The sequence below is a fragment of the Bacillus methanolicus genome (genome assembly GCF_028888695.1).
GTDB lineage: Bacteria > Bacillota > Bacilli > Bacillales > Cytobacillaceae > Bacillus_Z > Bacillus_Z methanolicus_B.
This window is the reverse complement of the sequence record NZ_PNFF01000002.1, coordinates 414,886-430,538: the sequence shown is the minus strand read 5'-3', so window position 1 is coordinate 430,538 and position 15,653 is coordinate 414,886. Positions and strand designations below refer to the sequence as shown.

Below are 15,653 nucleotides of genomic sequence, written 5' to 3'. Positions count from 1 at the left end.
ATTAACGTAATGGGGCCGGGCCCCGGTTTAAGGAGAATCGAATATGATCAAAATGGTAAATGAGTTAAAAGAAATGATGGAATTGAGCCGCAATAGTGAAAACGCTGCAGCAATGGAGAAATATATGAAAGGGCATTTTCCTTTTTTGGGGATCAAAAAGCCGGAAAGAGTACAGATAGAAAAAGAATTTTTTAAGAAAACAGGCATTTTAAAGGAACCTTTTTATCCTGAATTTGTCAAAGAGCTATGGAATTTGCTGGAACGAGAGTATCAATACACAGCTCTAACATATATCGAGAAATCGCTGAAAAAACTTGGCAAAGAGCACGTAAAGCTGTTGGAATTTTTGATTACGGAAAAATCTTGGTGGGATACTGTTGATATGCTTGCACAAAAAGCGGTTGGCAAGATTGCAGCTGATGACCCTGAGATCATCCCGGTAACAATCGAAGAATGGGCCGGCAGCAATCATTTGTGGCTGAGAAGAACGGCTATTTTGTTTCAGCTGAAATATAAGAAAAAAACAAATGAAGAGTTGCTTTATCGATATATAAAAATGAACGCTGAAAGTAAGGAATTTTTTATTCAAAAGGCGATCGGCTTGGCGCTCCGGGAATATTCGAAGACGAATCCCGACTCCGTCAGACACTTTATAGAAAACAATCGCCTCGCTCCTTTAAGTGTACGAGAGGGGAGCAAATATCTATAAAAGTCGGAGGGCAGACCCCTGTTGTATTAACGCGATACCGCATTACCGCATTACCGCGTTGGGGGCCAGACCCCCGTTATATTAACGCGTCACCGCATTATCGCGTTACTGGATCAGGGGACAGACCCCTTTAAAATTTTCAAACAGAAGGTGAGAACATGATTAAATGCATTGCAATCGATATGGACGGAACATTGCTGACTGCTGGACAGACTGTTACTGAAGAAAATGTAGCAGCCATTAAAAAAGCGCAAGAGAAAGGCATTGAAGTTGTCATTGCAACGGGCCGATCCTATCAGGAAGCGAGTTTCGTTTTGAATCAATATGGGTTAAAATGCCCTGTTATTTGCGTAAACGGAGCTGAGATCCGATCGAATGAAGGAAAAATTATCGATTCAAACCCTTTAAGCAAATCAGCGGCACAAAAGGCTGCTGCAGCACTTGATGAAAACAATGTTTATTTTGAGGTTTATACAAATAAGGGCATGTATACGAAAGATACCGATAAGGCCATATCGACCATCGCAGATATTTTTCAAACAGCCAATCCGGATACACCTATCGAAAAGATTCATAAAGCTGCAGAAGATCGGCTTGATCAAGGGTTTGTAAAAAAAATAGATGATTATGAAAAACTGTTTACCAACGATGAGCATGACCTATATAAGCTGTTGGCTTTCAGTACAGACCCAATCAGACTGGAAGCTGCAATGCAATCGCTGGAGAAGATCGAAGGGCTTGCAGTTAGCTCTTCAGGTTATGAAAACCTGGAAATAACCGATAAAAATGCCCAGAAAGGAATTGCCTTAAAAAAATTTGTTGAGGAGAGAGGCATTTCCCTGCAAGAAACAATGGCCATCGGGGACAATTACAACGATCTTTCCATGTTTCAACTTGTGGGCCGATCGGTAGCAATGGGAAATGCCGATGAAAATATCAAAGCACAATGCCATTTTGTAACGGCAACGAATGAAGAAAGCGGCGTCGGCAAAGCCATTTTTGATGTTCTTAAGGAGGCAGCGTACAAAAAATAAATGAAAGGAACGAGCAAATGAAAAAAATTTTATTATCGTTGAGTCTTTTACTGCTGCTGTTTGGATGTTCGAATGAACCGGAGAAAGAAGAAGGTCAGCTTCACACTGATTCCGGCGAGCAAGAAACTGTAAGGCAGCTGACCCAACCGGAAATCATTGCTGGTCGCCTTGAAATTCCTTGGTCCATTAACAAAACCGGGAACACTTTTTACATAAGCGAGAGAACAGGAAGTATCGTAAAAATTGAAAATGGCAAAACAGAGAGACAGAATGTCAAATTAAGAAAACGGCTGGCCGGTGCAGAGGAAGCAGGATTTCTTGGCTTTGTGCTCGCTCCTGATTTTTCAAAGACAAATAAAGCTTTTGCCTATTACACATACGAAGATCAAACAGGCCAGTTCAATCAGATTGTTGAACTTGTTTTTCAAGACGGGGAATGGAATGAACAGCGTGTTTTGCTTGATAAAATCCCAAGCGGCCAATTTCATCACGGCGGAAGGCTGGAAATTGGCCCTGACGGCAAGCTGTACGCAACTGCAGGAGACGGTGCCACCAATCCGGAAACTGCCCAGGATCCTAAATCTCTCGGAGGAAAAATATTGCGGCTGAATCTCGATGGATCCGTACCTGATGATAATCCGATTTCCGGTTTTTATACGTACAGTTACGGGCACAGGAATCCTCAAGGGCTTGCCTGGAGCCCTGATGGTACGCTGTATGAAAGTGAGCACGGACCGTCCGGCCACGATGAAATTAACTTAATAAAAGCCGGCGGAAATTACGGCTGGCCTGTCATTATGGGCGAAGAAAAGCAAAAAGGGATGATCCCGCCCCTCTTCCAATCCGGAGAAGACACATGGGCGCCATCCGGCATGGTTTATCATAATGGCAAACTGTACGTTGCAACACTGAGGGGAATCGCGGTAAAGGAGTTTGACTTAGAAAAAGGGACGACAAGGGAAGTTGTCAACGGGCTTGGCCGAATCCGCGACGTTTTTATTGAAGGAAACGATCTTTACTTTATCAGCAATAACACAGACGGCCGCGGAACCCCTGACGAAAACGATGATAAACTATATAAAATATCACTACCCGATTTATAAGAAGCAAGGCCTGGCTGATTGAGTTCAGCCAGGCCTTTAACACTTTAAAGCACAGCGGGCCAGACCCTCAACGGATTAACGCTTTAGTGTGTTGGAGTGTTATTCGTTTTTCGGTTCCAGTCCATGCATAATGAAATGGATGGTTCGTTCAATTTCTGCTTCGTCATCCCAATCTGCTTCCGGGAATAACAGATAGCGGCCAAATAAATAGCCGAAAATGGACGAAACAACAAGCCTGACAACGCTATAAGCAGGCATTTCAATAATCTGTCCTTTCTCCTGATAATGTTTAACAAGCTCCGAGAACCGTTCATAGACCTTATTTGCGATATGTTCTCTAAACAATGCTTTCAGTTCAGGATGAAAAGGAATCTCTTGGATGAAAATTTTAAACATCGGCAAGTTGTTCTTTAAAAGCTCTGCCCGGTTTTCGATCATTGCTTGTAAGAAATCTTCAAATCGCTCAAACCGCTGGTCAAGGACTTTATATAAATCTTTAATGACGAATGGCGCTATAAATTTCGCCATCATCGGGGCGACAATCGAAACAAGCAAATCCTTTTTCGTTTTATAATGCCTGAAAATGGTGCCTTCGGCGACTCCTGCTTTTTTGGCTATTTCACTTGTTGAAGTTGCGGCATAGCCTTTTTCAGAAAAGGACTCAATCGCTGCAATGATGATTTTTTTCTGCTTTTCTGTCAGTCCTTCTTCATTCTCAAAAAATTCTTCCATCATAAAATCTTCGTTGTACATCATGTGCTCCTTCAAATAAAATAAATCTTTTTGTTAAAGTACTGCCAAAGTGTAAGGCTGTATCGTAAGGGTCTGACCTCATTTGCATTTATCAACATATAGCACATTTATCCAACATTATGTCCTATATATTGTGTTATGGGGTCTGACCCTTAGGCTTTTGAGACAGCCTTCATACCGAAAAAAGCCATCATCGTTCTTAAATCTTCCTGTGCTTCTTTAACGCAAAAATATTTAGTGTGATAAATATAGCTGAAAAACCTGCAAGGACGAGCAAATCAACATAAATATCATTCCAGCCGTATCCTCTTACCATAACATCCCGGAGTGCGTCCGCAGCATAGTAGAGCGGAGTGAACGGTCCAATCCAGCTTAACCATTCGGAAATGGTTTCTAGGTTAAACAACCCGGAGAAGAAAATTTGCGGCACTACGACGATCGGAATGAATTGAATCATTTGAAGCTCATTATTTGCAAAAGCCGACAGAAAGATTCCAAGTGTTAAAGCTGTCAAGGACAAAAGCAAGATGATCAGCAGGACATAGCCAAACGACCCTTCCATTAACATACCTAGGACATAAATGGCGTACCATGCAATAATCCCTGCTTGCAGCATTGTAAAAATTCCAAAACCGAGGATATAACCTGCGACTATCTCCCAGCGGCGAAGCGGGCTCGAAAGCAGTCTTTCCAATGTTCCGGTCGTTCTTTCCCTTAAAAATGAAACGCCGGCAATCAAGAATACGAAGAAAAAGACAAAAAATCCGAGCAGCACCGGCCCAAAGTAATCAAACTGCCCCATATCTTTGGATCCGTGTAAATAGCTGATGTCCGGTTCCAAGGTTGTTCCAGTTTGCTGCAGCGGCTTGAACGCTTCCTGGAACCATTTTATAACAGCCCCATTGACGCTAGGGTCGCTTCCTTCAAGCGTGATGGACGGGATTTGCTCATTAATCGCGATATAGGCGTCCAGCTTTTTTTCCTTAAGATCTTTTTTTGCCAGTTTGGTATTTTCATAGTCTGAAAGATTCGCATTTTTTAAGTTTAATTGATCTTGAACAGCCTGGGGAACATCGACAAGCCCGATTTTCGGTTCGTAGTCATCGCCGTTAAAAACGAGATGAAGCATTGTCAGAACTAAAATCGGGGCAAATATCATTAAAGCCATCGTCCGTTTGTCGCGGATAAATTGCCGTAAAATCCGTATGATCAAGGCTGTCACTCTCATGACTCCGCACCTCCGAATACAAGAAAGGCTTCTTCAATCGTTGCAGTGTTTGTGTTTCTTCTTAACTCTTCCGGAGTTCCGACTGCAATCAATTCCCCGCTGCGAATCATTCCGAGCCGGTCGCATTTTTCCGCTTCATCCATCACATGCGTTGTAACAATGATGGTAGTGCCATTTTTCTTTAGGTCGTAAAAAGAGTTCCAAATGTTTTTTCTCAGGACCGGGTCAATCCCGACAGTCGGCTCGTCAAGGATCAGAAGCTCGGGCTCATGCAGCAAGGCAATCGCCAATGATAAGCGCCGCTTCATTCCGCCTGAATAATTGGACACGAGTTTGTTGAGATGCTCCGATAACTCGACAATTTCCATCACTTCTTTTATTCTTTTTTGGCGCCGCTCTCCTTTTAATCCATATAGAGCCGCAAAGAATTCAAGGTTTTCTTTTGCCGAAAGTTCCCCGTATAACGCATCGGATTGCGCCATATAACCGATTTTTTCAATAAGAGATAAAGAAGGCATCCGTTTTTGAAAAACAAAATTTTCGCCGCTTGTTGGCAAATCAAGCCCCACCAGCTGCTTGACGAGCGTTGTTTTGCCTGCACCGGACGGGCCAAGAAGGCCGAAAATTTCTCCGCGAAAAATTTCCAGGTTAATATCCTTTAAGACTTCCTGTTTGCCGAAAGACTTTGAAACATTCCTTGTGGATATAATGGCTTCCACATTATTCATAGTTTCACCTCATTTTTTAAAGTGAGTAATCACTTACTTATAGAGTAAATCGAAACAGATGATTTGTAAAGTGAGTAATCACTCATTATTGTAAAAATTTTTAACAGGAAGCGAAATTTCTTTAATCATCTTATATTCCAATGGAACAAATTTACTGCCAAAACAACGCTTTTCACTGCTTTTCTATCGGTCAAAACGGAAACTCCCACTGACCAACTCGACTTTTTAATCGTTTGATTTCCGGATTCAAATAGACACCATGAGGAAACATAATGAATGGACAACGTGATGAGTATCACATCATTTCTTAGAAATCATTTGTACAATAAAAGCATAGAGATTTTAGGAGGTGCTCGCGATGGAATTTTCTCCTTGCCATATGTTACAAAATGGTTCGGTGACTTTATGTCCTGCTCTCCAGCAATTATTAGCTGAGCATGGACCATTAAATGAAGAAAAACAGGCTTTATTTGAAACTGCGAAGCAAATTGGAAACAATGCAGAACAGGCGGATTGGAAAGAAGAGCTGTTGCAGTTGCGCGAGAAAGTAAAACTATTTCTTTCTCATCTTGACCCACATTCGGAACGTGAAGAAGGCGTACTATTTCCAATGATGGCGAAGTACATCGGCAGTACGACTGGCCCTATTGCAGTAATGGAATATGAACACGACCAAGCAAAACGAAATATTGCAGCATTTCTTGAAAAAACAACCATGTTAGATAAAGAAGTGAACATGGAGGCGGCAAAAGAATTAGCTTCCTATGTCATCAATGCATATATGATTTTAACAGAACATTTTATGAAAGAAGAAAATGTCCTCTTCCCTATGGCTGAAAGAATGCTATCTGATGAGGAAAAAGAGGAACTCGCAAAACATATACTTTAACGCAAAGAAGCTGACCAATCCATGTTTAACCTCACATACAGAGGCTGACACTTGTTTTCGGTCAGCTTTTCTTTTTAACCGCACGTAAAACGCTATCTTGTTCCTCTTCTAGCCTTGATATGAAAAATATCCACATCATGTAAAATGGTGAGTAAAGCATCTGCCTATCATGTATAATGGGGATTTCCAGATGAAAAGACTATCAGAGGTTTGCTGACTCATTGAAAGAAGTAATCGAAAAAACAAACCGAGCAGGGGGCTAGTCACCCCCTCCATTCGATTTTACAATGGCGGATGAAAAGTATTCGTTGGAGCAGAAAATTTATACGTCCAAAATCTTTCGTACTGCAGCCAGGCGAGAACCTGAGGATCATTCTTTTTCAGTTTTTCCTCCATTTCTGCTGTCATAAGCTGTGTTTGCGACTTATGGGCTTTCATAGCTTTCATTTTCACTTCTTTTACTGCACTGACATCGTTGACGATATCCGGTGGTCCCAGTTCTTCCTCGCAATTGTTGGAGAAAGCAACGCAATGGAGTTTCGGCCGCTCTTGTTCCGGAATCCGCTCAACCGCTCTGACAACTGCGGCGCCTGTTGCTTCATGATCGGGATGAACAGAATAGCCGGGATAAAATGTGATAATTAACGAAGGATTTACTTCTTCAATGAGGGAAGAAACCATGTTCGTCAGTTTCTCTTCATCTTCAAACTCAATTGTTTTATCTCTTAAACCCATCATTCTCAAGTCTTGAATGCCGAGAATTTTTGCAGCTTCCTGAAGCTCCTGCTTTCGGATTTTCGGAAGGCTCTCCCTGTTAGCAAACGGGGGATTTCCCATATTCCGCCCCATTTCTCCAAGTGTCAGGCATGCATATGTTACTGGTGTGCCATTTCGGGTATAAGAGGCAATTGTGCCGGAAACGCCAAATGCTTCATCATCAGGGTGGGGGAAAACAATTAATATTTGCCGTTCTTTCTCCACGTTTATGCTCCTTTCAAATGTTCTGATTATTCAAATGGGGTCAGGCTTATTTGCAGCGCTACTGCGAGTTTGCCGTTAAAATCATGGCCGGCGAGCAAAAGCCGTCCGTTTTCGTCGATTTCAAAATGGGTAATCCCTTCCGCATAAACCCAGCCAAATTCCATTTTAAGTCCAACACGGTAAGGGCCATTTCCGGTAATTTTTCCGTGTTCGTACTGAATTTGAGCATTTCGGATAAAAGCTCCTGCGGAAAAAAAAGATTGATTATAGTGGGAAGCATAAGCTCCATTCGTCGTTTCTAAATGCAAATAAACCTTTTTATTGGCAAATGAATCGATTTCATTTTGAACTTTTTCAGGAATCACAGGTTCCATCGGAGAGTTCTCCTTTCAACACAAAAATATCTATCAGAATGGGATAGCTGCTTTTAGAAAAGTGATCTCAGGAACAAATTCGCTTGTTCCGAAAACGTTTGCGCTTTTTATTATCATACTAAAAATCACTCACAAATGCGAAACAGACGCTTGTCACAGCTGCAACAAAAATCTAAATGCTTTAACGCGTTAATCCAACGAGGGCCAGGCCCGCACCACTTTAAAGCGTTAATGCAATGAGGGCCAGACCCGCACTGCGGTAATGCGTTAATGCGGTATAGAGGGGTAGGTCATTTGTATCATTATGCATAAAAAGAGCCGGGTTTCTCCCGGCTTTGTTTTTGGTGAAAATTGTTGTCGAATTCCCATTCCAAATCATCGACGTTGCAGGGGTAGTAACCAGAAACCGTGGTTTAACATGCAGTCATTACTTAATTTGCAGCATGTTCAAGACGGCGGCCTGCGCCAAAATAGCGGTATGCGCCATGCATAGTCGGTCCGACATATTGGTTTAATTTAAAGCCGTGGCGAATCGCTTCCGTAATAAAATCTTTTGCCACTTCCACAGCTTCAAGAACAGTTTTTCCTTTTGCCAATTCTGCGGTAATAGCGGAAGAATACGTACAGCCGGCTCCGTGAGTATAGGTTGTATCGATTTTTTCAGACTCTAAAAATTGATACTCTTTTCCGTCAAATAGAAGGTCAACTGCTTTTTCATGCTGAAGTTTGCTTCCGCCTTTAATGAGCACAAATTTTGCACCAAGTTCATGAATTTTTGCCGCAGCTTCTTTCATATCATCAATGGTTTTGATCGGACCTGTTTTTGCAAGCTGCCATGCTTCAAACAGATTTGGCGTAACGACGGTTGCCCTTGGAACAAGCACTTCTCTTAAAGCTTCCGCGGTTTCCGGATGAAGCACTTCATCTTCCCCTTTACATACCATAACAGGGTCGATGACGACTTTGTCCAATTTATTTTCATCAATTACTTTGGCTGCTAATTCAATGATTTCAACTGATCCGAGCATGCCTGTCTTCATCGCGTCAATACCGACCGAAAGGATTGTTTCTAACTGTGCTTTCAATGTTTCGATTGCAATCGGAAACACATGATGATGCCAGTGGTTTTTAGGATCCATTGTCACAATCGTCGTCAACGCCGTCATTCCATAGACGCCGAGTTCCTGGAATGTTTTTAAATCTGCCTGAATCCCGGCGCCTCCGCTGGAATCAGATCCGGCAATCGTTAAAACTTTTTTCATTGTCATTCGTTGCTTCCCCCTTGCAGTCCAAAAGTCCAAATATTCGTTTATTTTAAAATTATATCACTACAAAAAGAGAGTACAAAATACTAAAAACTACAAAAAGAAGGCCATTGAACGAATAAACCGAAATTGTATGAAAGTATGCTAGAATATCAAGAAAAAGGAATCGGAATTATCGAACAAAAAACGAGCATGAGTTTTAACCTCCCAACCCTCAATATAAAACAGAACCGACATAATAAGGCGGTGTGAGCGAAGCCAACCTCTAAATATTTAGAAAGCTAAATAAAGATAAGTTGGCAATTCTATCTTTGTTAGCGTAGCTCCGCCCCTTTTCCACAAAAAACGACCAGCTAAAAAGAGGTGATAAAAGTGCAAGCAACGGGAATTATTCTGGCCGGCGGAAAATCAAGGAGAATGGGAACAAATAAGGCGCTGCTAAAAGTGGATGGATTGACAATCATTGAACGAATTGCTAAAGAACTTGGAAAAATAACCACTGAAATCATCATCGCAACCAATAATTTTGAAGATTATCAATTTCTGAATCTTCCTATGGTTGAGGATAAAATTAAAGGAAAAGGTCCTTTGGCCGGAATACAGGCCGGTCTGGCCGAAAGCAAAAATGAAAAGAATTTAATTGTCGCTTGCGATATGCCTTTTATCTCCGCTGAACTTGGGGCATTTCTTTTACAAACACTCGACGAATACGAGGCAGCCGTCCCTGAAGTTTCCGGAAGGCTGCATCCTTTATACGCCGCCTATCGAAAAGAAACACTTGGAACGGTGAATCGGGCCATAGCTGATGAAAATTTAAAAATCCGTCATTTTCTCAAGATGGTGAATGCAAAAACCGTAAAGGAAAACGACTTTCCCTTTACTCTGAACGAAAAATTTTTATTTAACATGAACCATCCCGAAGAATACGAACAGGCATTGAGAATACAGTCCGAAAATAGAAGGGGTTAACGGCAGTTGAGATAGGGGGGTACATCCATCTTCCTGGTCTCAAAATACTTCAAGCAAGAACTATACTAAAGGAAATCTGTTAAATATACAGAATATAAATATAGTAAGGGAAAAATCATTGGATTTCGGACTGTTGCTGTGCTGGAAATGGCCCCGGTCATGATTTAAAAATAGAGGTGAGCACGATGAACTATGAAGTTTCCAAAGAACCAATTAATATCCAATCGGTCATTGATAAAGTTGTTCAGCGTGAGGCCGGCGCCATCACGGTTTTTATCGGGACAGTGCGCGAGCTGACGAATGGAAAAAAAACGCTGTTCCTCATTTATGAAGCATATGAGGCAATGGCTGTGAAAAAGCTGGAGCAGATTGGAAATGAAATTCAGGAGCGGTGGAAAGGTGCAAAAGTTGCGATCACTCATAGAGTCGGGAAATTGGATATTACGGATGTCGCTGTCGTAATTGCAGTTTCCACTCCCCACCGTGCGGACGCCTATGAAGCGAATCGCTATGCTATTGAGAGAATAAAAGAAATTGTGCCGATTTGGAAAAAGGAACATTGGGAAGACGGGGAAGAATGGGTCGGCAACCAGTTGGAAACCGTTGCTTACCCGACTGGAAAACCGGAGGTGGAAGATTTAAATGAATAATATTTTATTTTTTGCTCATTTGCGGGAATTGGTCGGTGAAGAATTCGTTCAGCTGGATGCAAGCGGAAAGACAATTGCAGAACTAAAAGATTTAATTGCTGAAAAGTACGGGATTGAAGTACCGAAAACCGTTATGACAGCCATTAATGAAGAATTTGCAAGAAATGAAGAAGTCATCAAGGATGGAGATACAATCGCTTTTATTCCTCCGGTAAGCGGGGGGTAATAAAATGAAAAGGGTCTGAAGCGGCAAACCGGCTGCCATTCCTTTATAATGAACACGGGTAATAAATTCGATTGAAAAGGGTCTGACTCCATTCAGCAAGACAAAATATAGCATGGCTTTTTCAAAGTTTGTCTATAAGTTGTATTTGAGGGGTCTGACCATTGCTTATAGTCAGCCCCTTTAGTTTGAAACCCATTTATGTGGGGAAAACGAATGACCAGCAGGTGAGTGATTTGGAATTTACCGAAAAAATTTTCCGGAATGACTGGGACCGGCTTTTGGCAGGCGAATTTACGAAATCATATTTTATGAAGCTGCAATATTTTCTTGAAGAAGAATATAAAACAAGAACGATTTATCCTCCTAAAACCGAAATTTTCAATGCTTTGCACTATACCCCGTATAAAGATGTCAAAGCAGTAATATTGGGACAAGATCCTTATCATGGCCCAAACCAGGCGCATGGCCTTAGTTTTTCTGTAAAGCCTGAGGTGGACATTCCGCCGTCTTTGAAAAACATTTTTAAAGAGTTAAACGATGATCTTGGTTGCTTTATTCCGAATAATGGATATTTAGTAAAGTGGGCTGAGGAAGGCGTCTTGCTACTAAATACTGTTTTAACAGTAAGAAAAGGACAAGCTCATTCCCATAAGGGGAAAGGCTGGGAATTTTTCACGGATCGCATTATCACCCTACTAAATGAACGGGAAAAGCCGGTTATTTTTGTATTTTGGGGCCGTCCGGCACAGATGAAGCAAAAATTAATAACCAACGATAAACACTTTGTTATTACATCCCCTCATCCGAGCCCTTTGTCTGCTTCCAAAGGCTTTTTTGGCAGCCGCCCTTTTTCAAGAATCAATAAGATTCTACAAGAATTGGGTGAAAAAGAAATTGACTGGCAGATTGAGAATATTTGACGAAAAACGAGCATGAGTTTTAAACTCCCAACTCTAACATGGAAATAGTTTCCATTATAAAACAGAACCAAAATAATAAGGAGGTGTGAGCGAAGCTAAGCTCTTAATATTTACAAAGCCAAACAAGTATCTTGCTAAAGATAAGTTGGCATTTTTATTTTTGTTAGCGTAGCTCCGCCCCTTTTCCACAGAAAATGACATGTTTCACGTGAAACAGACAAAGGGGTCTGGCCCCCTCCGGCAATGAAAATAAATAGAATGGCTTTTTCAGAGTTTGTGTATAAGTTGTATTGGAGGGGGCTGACCCTTTGCTTATGAGTCAGCCCCGTTCTTTCTTGTTGATAGTGGAAGCAAAACAGAAAGAGTTGGTATGGTGTCACCGAAAGAAAAATATTGTATGATAAATAAGAGTTCGCGATGAAAAGGAAGAGGCGAAATTGGAGAAAAGAAAAATTAACTGTGTAAAATGCAGCCACTTTTATGTTACATGGGATCCGAATTTTCCAAGAGGCTGCAAAGCATTTCAATTTAAAACAAGAAACCTTCCTTCTGTTGAAGTTTTTCGCGCTTCCGGCCGGGCTTGCCTGAAATATGAACGAAAAGAATAGTATTGTTTGATGAAAACTCAATTTTTGGAACCGTTTAATGAGGTGGAAATATGAATATTTCTATACAGAAAATGCTTGGTAAGATAGAAAAGGAATTACAGGCGGCAAAAAATGTTTCATCCGTTTCATTGGTTAGGGAAAAAATTTATGCGATTAAAACGATGTGTGACTTGATTTTAGAAGAGTCAGAAACCGAATGGCCGACAGAGGTGGAAGCTGCCAAGTTTGTTTCTGCCTCTCCGTCAGGAAAAATAAACGTACAGCAGCCTCGGCGAATGGAAATGGAAGATGACGCAAATGGTGAGTCAATTTTCGATTTTTAAAATCTGTATGCAGTGAAAAAAGTTCAATGAAAATTCAATATGGAAAAGAAGGGAAGAAAAATGAAGCTTTTTATATTACTAGGAGCGATTAATGCTTTTTTATCCGTAGCTTTAGGAGCTTTTGGGGCTCATGGACTGGAAGGGAAAATTGAGCCGAAATATCTGGAAATATGGAAGACCGGTGTTACATATCAAATGTTTCATGCTGCCGGATTATTGGTAATCGGAATTCTTTTGGGTAAGGTTCCGGCTAGTTCGCTGTTGTCCTCGTCAGGCTGGCTCATGTTCATTGGAATTGTATTATTCTCAGGAAGCCTTTATGTTTTAAGTGTAACCCGAATCAGTATTCTCGGAGCAATTACCCCATTCGGTGGAATTTCATTTCTCGCTGCTTGGGCGCTGCTCGTGATTGCCGCTGTGAAATATTTATAAGAAAAGCTTTGGCTGGGTTATGAGCATTTTTTTGATAAATGAGCCTTTATTTTGATAAATGAGCCGTCATTTAGATATATAAGCCTTCATTTCGATTTATGAGTCCTCATTTTGAAATATAAGCCTTTATTGATTAAGTCCGTATAATTGTGTAAAAAGAAAAAGGGTCAAATTAATCCCTTTTGGTTACAATGTTTTAATGCCTACATAAAACATTGAAAAGGAGATTTAATTATGACCCAATTACAGTTTACCCTAAATATGGACCTTTTAAAAGATTCGGTCATGAATTCAAATATTGATGCGGTAGTTAAATCAACCATTGTTTTAGTCTTGAATGAGTACATGGAAAAAGAGCGTGATGAGTATTTACAGGCTAAGGCTTATGAGCGCACCTCCGAACGCCAAGACTACCGAAATGGCTACTATGACCGTGACTTTATTGTAAGTATTGGAAAGATTAAATTAAGAGTTCCCCGTACACGTAATGGTGACTTTTCACCATCTGTTTTTGAACGCTATGCGCGTGTGGACCAAACCTTTGTCTTATCCATGCTCGAGATGGTTGTAAATGGAGTGTCTACACGCAAAGTGACGAATGTTGTAGAACAATTATGCGGGGAAAAAGTTTCGAAATCCTTTGTTTCATCCTTGACAGAAAAGCTTGATCCAGTTGTCAAACAATGGGCAAACCGACCGTTAAATGTCCAATATTACTCTTATATTTTTGTAGATGCCATGTATATCAAAGTGCGTGAACACCATAAAGTCGTCTCTAAAGCGGTGTATATTGCGACCGGCATTAACCAGGACCAAAAAAGGGAAGTGATCGGTTTTAAAATCGATCATAAAGAAAGCTATGAAGCATGGCGGGAATTTTTGAGTGAGTTAAAGTCAAGGGGGTTGCAATCCCCCAAGCTGGTGATTTCAGATGCCCATAAAGGATTAAAGAAAGCGATAGAAAAGGAATTTATCGGAACATCATGGCAGCGTTGTACCGTTCATTTCAAACGAAATATCATCGAAGCATTGCCTAAAAAAGGCATGGGAGAGGTCATTGTCGATTTAAAAAGGATATTCGAAGCCGTTACGGTAGAAGATGCCCGTTTCTTTCGCAATGTGTTCTTTAAGAGCTATGAAGAGAATCCGAAACTTGAAAAGGCACTGGAGATATTAGATGAGGGCTTTGAAGACGCCATCCAATATTTAAGTCATCCCGCAAAATGGCATCGCTTAATCCGTAGCACCAACTCTCTGGAACGATTAAATCAGGAAGTTCGCCGTCGTGAAAGGGTGATCCGCATATTTCCAAATACGCAGTCTGCCTATCGGCTGATTGGAGCTGTCTTAATGGATTATGATGAGGAACAAGCCAAGAAAAAAAGCATTTTTGCGAAAAACGAGAATGTCCCGCGCGAGCGCGAAATTTAATTTGATTGGAAGGGGGTACCCCCTTCCAATCAAATTAAATAAATAGGCTAAAACCTTGTAATTAGTATTTTACACAATATTAAGGACTTGACTCCTTTATTTCGAATTATGAGCCTTCATTTTGAAATATAAGCCTTTATTTCGAATTATGAGCCTTCATTCCGAAATATGAGCCTATAATTTTCGTTTATGAGCTGTCGATCAATTTTATGAGCCTCCATTCCAATATTCTAAAAAAGAAAAAAACCGGGCAAGCTTGCCCGGTCCTTTTCTTAAAAATTTTTAACGTCTTTCTCCTGTTAGTTATCCAATGTTTCTGAAAACATATGTTACCTCGGAGGATAAGAAGCTAATCCGGGTCCGCCGCCTAATGGATATTCATATTCAATTTCTTCATCAAAAGTAACATAGTTTAAGTAAACCATTGGCAGCAAATAGCGTGTTCCGGTTTGTGGATCACTGATAATAATATGGTCTCTTCCGGCTGCTTCAATAATCCCCTTGAAAGCTCTCGGTTCTTTGTCTTCAAATGCCATATAAATAGTCGCAAGCTTTCCTCTATTCAAACGAAGAATATTCTCAATGTATGATTCTTCTATGGGAAGCATTCCCGGTACTTGAGGCCCTGTCGTAGGAGTGCTTTGCGGCATAGGAACACTATACATAGGTCCTCCGGCTTGCGGATACGGATAGCCTTGTTGTGAACCTGCTTGCTGGCGCTGGCCTTGAACGCCATAATTATAAAAGCCATAGCCATATGGATAGGTACCATAACTTGCATAAGGATTCGTTTGATTCATGCAGTTCCCTCCTAAATATCCGAATCAAAATGAATTTTCTTAATCAACACTTGGATGATCTAATGCCATTGATGAAAAAAGCGGTGAAATTTTTAACGTCATACATTGTTTTTATGAACATTCTTTTCTGCCTTTCACCTCTCTTTACATCATGGCAGATTTCGCTGGTGAAATGACATTCAGCACTGAATGATAACTTTGATAAATACCCACTGATTCATACATATGTT

At 40.9% G+C, this 15,653-nt stretch carries 19 protein-coding genes; 12 read left to right on the top strand and 7 right to left on the bottom strand.

The annotated features are described in order from the left end of the window. Positions 1 to 52 precede the first annotated feature (52 nt). The 3 genes from C0966_RS13720 (at position 53) to C0966_RS13710 (ending at position 2,846) form a co-directional block, all read left to right on the top strand. Complete coding sequence (locus tag C0966_RS13720; protein WP_274856838.1) at positions 53 to 709, top strand: DNA alkylation repair protein; 657 nt, start codon at positions 53 to 55, stop codon at positions 707 to 709. Positions 710 to 867: 158 nt separating this feature from the next. After that, entirely contained in the window at positions 868 to 1,743 is an 876-nt protein-coding gene (locus C0966_RS13715; protein WP_274856309.1) for an HAD family hydrolase, read from the top strand. Between the two features lie 17 nt (positions 1,744 to 1,760). Next, the gene (locus C0966_RS13710) at positions 1,761 to 2,846 is read left to right on the top strand and encodes a PQQ-dependent sugar dehydrogenase (protein WP_274856307.1); all 1,086 of its coding nucleotides are present in this window, start codon (positions 1,761 to 1,763) and stop codon (positions 2,844 to 2,846) included. 99 nt (positions 2,847 to 2,945) lie between these two features. Here the strand turns inward: C0966_RS13710 and C0966_RS13705 are convergent, their stop codons facing one another. The 3 genes from C0966_RS13705 to C0966_RS13695 all read right to left on the bottom strand — a co-directional run bounded on the left by C0966_RS13705 (position 2,946) and on the right by C0966_RS13695 (position 5,555). Next, the gene (locus tag C0966_RS13705) at positions 2,946 to 3,599 is read right to left on the bottom strand and encodes a TetR/AcrR family transcriptional regulator (protein WP_274856306.1); all 654 of its coding nucleotides are present in this window, start codon (positions 3,597 to 3,599) and stop codon (positions 2,946 to 2,948) included. Between the two features lie 199 nt (positions 3,600 to 3,798). Continuing rightward, on the bottom strand, positions 3,799 to 4,827 hold the full coding sequence (locus C0966_RS13700; protein ID WP_274856305.1) for an ABC transporter permease: 1,029 nt from the start codon (positions 4,825 to 4,827) through the stop codon (positions 3,799 to 3,801). After that, positions 4,824 to 5,555 (bottom strand): ABC transporter ATP-binding protein, encoded by a 732-nt coding sequence (locus C0966_RS13695; RefSeq protein ID WP_274856304.1) that lies wholly within the window; start codon positions 5,553 to 5,555, stop codon positions 4,824 to 4,826. Before C0966_RS13695 ends, C0966_RS13700 begins: the two co-directional genes overlap by 4 nt. Before the next feature lie 358 nt (positions 5,556 to 5,913). On the opposite strand from C0966_RS13695, the gene C0966_RS13690 reads away from it, so the two are divergent. Further along, positions 5,914 to 6,444: a hemerythrin domain-containing protein gene (locus C0966_RS13690; RefSeq protein ID WP_274856303.1), complete on the top strand. Its 531-nt coding sequence runs from the start codon at positions 5,914 to 5,916 to the stop codon at positions 6,442 to 6,444. 282 nt (positions 6,445 to 6,726) lie between these two features. Here the strand turns inward: C0966_RS13690 and bshB2 are convergent, their stop codons facing one another. The 3 genes from bshB2 to pdxK all read right to left on the bottom strand — a co-directional run bounded on the left by bshB2 (position 6,727) and on the right by pdxK (position 9,067). Further along, complete coding sequence (gene bshB2 / locus C0966_RS13685; protein ID WP_274856302.1) at positions 6,727 to 7,425, bottom strand: bacillithiol biosynthesis deacetylase BshB2; 699 nt, start codon at positions 7,423 to 7,425, stop codon at positions 6,727 to 6,729. A gap of 26 nt (positions 7,426 to 7,451) precedes the next feature. After that, positions 7,452 to 7,799, bottom strand: coding sequence for a YojF family protein (locus tag C0966_RS13680; RefSeq protein WP_274856301.1), 348 nt, complete (start codon positions 7,797 to 7,799; stop codon positions 7,452 to 7,454). Positions 7,800 to 8,230: 431 nt separating this feature from the next. After that, complete coding sequence (gene pdxK, locus C0966_RS13675; protein WP_274856300.1) at positions 8,231 to 9,067, bottom strand: pyridoxine/pyridoxal/pyridoxamine kinase; 837 nt, start codon at positions 9,065 to 9,067, stop codon at positions 8,231 to 8,233. Positions 9,068 to 9,436: 369 nt separating this feature from the next. Between pdxK and mobA the strand changes: the two genes are divergently transcribed. From mobA to C0966_RS13635, 8 genes are all read left to right on the top strand, one after another. Next, on the top strand, positions 9,437 to 10,033 hold the full coding sequence (gene mobA / locus C0966_RS13670) for a molybdenum cofactor guanylyltransferase (RefSeq protein ID WP_274856299.1): 597 nt from the start codon (positions 9,437 to 9,439) through the stop codon (positions 10,031 to 10,033). Between the two features lie 185 nt (positions 10,034 to 10,218). Beyond that, entirely contained in the window at positions 10,219 to 10,683 is a 465-nt protein-coding gene (locus C0966_RS13665) for a molybdenum cofactor biosynthesis protein MoaE (protein ID WP_274856298.1), read from the top strand. Continuing rightward, on the top strand, positions 10,676 to 10,909 hold the full coding sequence (moaD, locus tag C0966_RS13660; RefSeq protein WP_274856297.1) for a molybdopterin converting factor subunit 1: 234 nt from the start codon (positions 10,676 to 10,678) through the stop codon (positions 10,907 to 10,909). The genes C0966_RS13665 and moaD overlap by 8 nt, the downstream gene beginning before the upstream one ends. A gap of 233 nt (positions 10,910 to 11,142) precedes the next feature. After that, positions 11,143 to 11,829, top strand: a complete 687-nt coding sequence (locus C0966_RS13655; RefSeq protein ID WP_274856296.1) for a uracil-DNA glycosylase — start codon at positions 11,143 to 11,145, stop codon at positions 11,827 to 11,829. 437 nt (positions 11,830 to 12,266) lie between these two features. Further along, complete coding sequence (locus C0966_RS13650) at positions 12,267 to 12,437, top strand: uracil-DNA glycosylase (RefSeq protein WP_274856290.1); 171 nt, start codon at positions 12,267 to 12,269, stop codon at positions 12,435 to 12,437. A gap of 50 nt (positions 12,438 to 12,487) precedes the next feature. After that, positions 12,488 to 12,760, top strand: coding sequence for a YwdI family protein (locus C0966_RS13645; RefSeq protein WP_274856289.1), 273 nt, complete (start codon positions 12,488 to 12,490; stop codon positions 12,758 to 12,760). Positions 12,761 to 12,820: 60 nt separating this feature from the next. Continuing rightward, the gene (locus C0966_RS13640) at positions 12,821 to 13,192 is read left to right on the top strand and encodes a DUF423 domain-containing protein (protein WP_274856287.1); all 372 of its coding nucleotides are present in this window, start codon (positions 12,821 to 12,823) and stop codon (positions 13,190 to 13,192) included. Positions 13,193 to 13,426: 234 nt separating this feature from the next. Then, positions 13,427 to 14,623, top strand: coding sequence for an IS256 family transposase (locus C0966_RS13635; protein ID WP_274853204.1), 1,197 nt, complete (start codon positions 13,427 to 13,429; stop codon positions 14,621 to 14,623). A gap of 329 nt (positions 14,624 to 14,952) precedes the next feature. Here C0966_RS13635 and gerQ read toward each other — a convergent pair whose 3' ends face one another. Beyond that, positions 14,953 to 15,423: a spore coat protein GerQ gene (gene gerQ / locus C0966_RS13630; protein ID WP_274856285.1), complete on the bottom strand. Its 471-nt coding sequence runs from the start codon at positions 15,421 to 15,423 to the stop codon at positions 14,953 to 14,955. Positions 15,424 to 15,653 lie beyond the last annotated feature (230 nt).

Excerpts from the sequence above, each read along its gene's own strand:
- C0966_RS13720 (WP_274856838.1), top strand. The coding sequence starts at position 53 with ATGGTAAATGAGTTAAAAGAAATGATGGAATTGAGCCGCAATAGTGAA.
- C0966_RS13715 (WP_274856309.1), top strand. The coding sequence starts at position 868 with ATGATTAAATGCATTGCAATCGATATGGACGGAACATTGCTGACTGCT.
- C0966_RS13710 (WP_274856307.1), top strand. The coding sequence starts at position 1,761 with ATGAAAAAAATTTTATTATCGTTGAGTCTTTTACTGCTGCTGTTTGGA.
- C0966_RS13705 (WP_274856306.1), bottom strand. The coding sequence starts at position 3,599 with ATGTACAACGAAGATTTTATGATGGAAGAATTTTTTGAGAATGAAGAA.
- C0966_RS13700 (WP_274856305.1), bottom strand. The coding sequence starts at position 4,827 with ATGAGAGTGACAGCCTTGATCATACGGATTTTACGGCAATTTATCCGC.
- C0966_RS13695 (WP_274856304.1), bottom strand. The coding sequence starts at position 5,555 with ATGAATAATGTGGAAGCCATTATATCCACAAGGAATGTTTCAAAGTCT.
- C0966_RS13690 (WP_274856303.1), top strand. The coding sequence starts at position 5,914 with ATGGAATTTTCTCCTTGCCATATGTTACAAAATGGTTCGGTGACTTTA.
- C0966_RS13680 (WP_274856301.1), bottom strand. The coding sequence starts at position 7,799 with ATGGAACCTGTGATTCCTGAAAAAGTTCAAAATGAAATCGATTCATTT.
- pdxK (WP_274856300.1), bottom strand. The coding sequence starts at position 9,067 with ATGACAATGAAAAAAGTTTTAACGATTGCCGGATCTGATTCCAGCGGA.
- C0966_RS13665 (WP_274856298.1), top strand. The coding sequence starts at position 10,219 with ATGAACTATGAAGTTTCCAAAGAACCAATTAATATCCAATCGGTCATT.
- moaD (WP_274856297.1), top strand. The coding sequence starts at position 10,676 with ATGAATAATATTTTATTTTTTGCTCATTTGCGGGAATTGGTCGGTGAA.
- C0966_RS13645 (WP_274856289.1), top strand. The coding sequence starts at position 12,488 with ATGAATATTTCTATACAGAAAATGCTTGGTAAGATAGAAAAGGAATTA.
- C0966_RS13640 (WP_274856287.1), top strand. The coding sequence starts at position 12,821 with ATGAAGCTTTTTATATTACTAGGAGCGATTAATGCTTTTTTATCCGTA.
- C0966_RS13635 (WP_274853204.1), top strand. The coding sequence starts at position 13,427 with ATGACCCAATTACAGTTTACCCTAAATATGGACCTTTTAAAAGATTCG.
- gerQ (WP_274856285.1), bottom strand. The coding sequence starts at position 15,423 with ATGAATCAAACGAATCCTTATGCAAGTTATGGTACCTATCCATATGGC.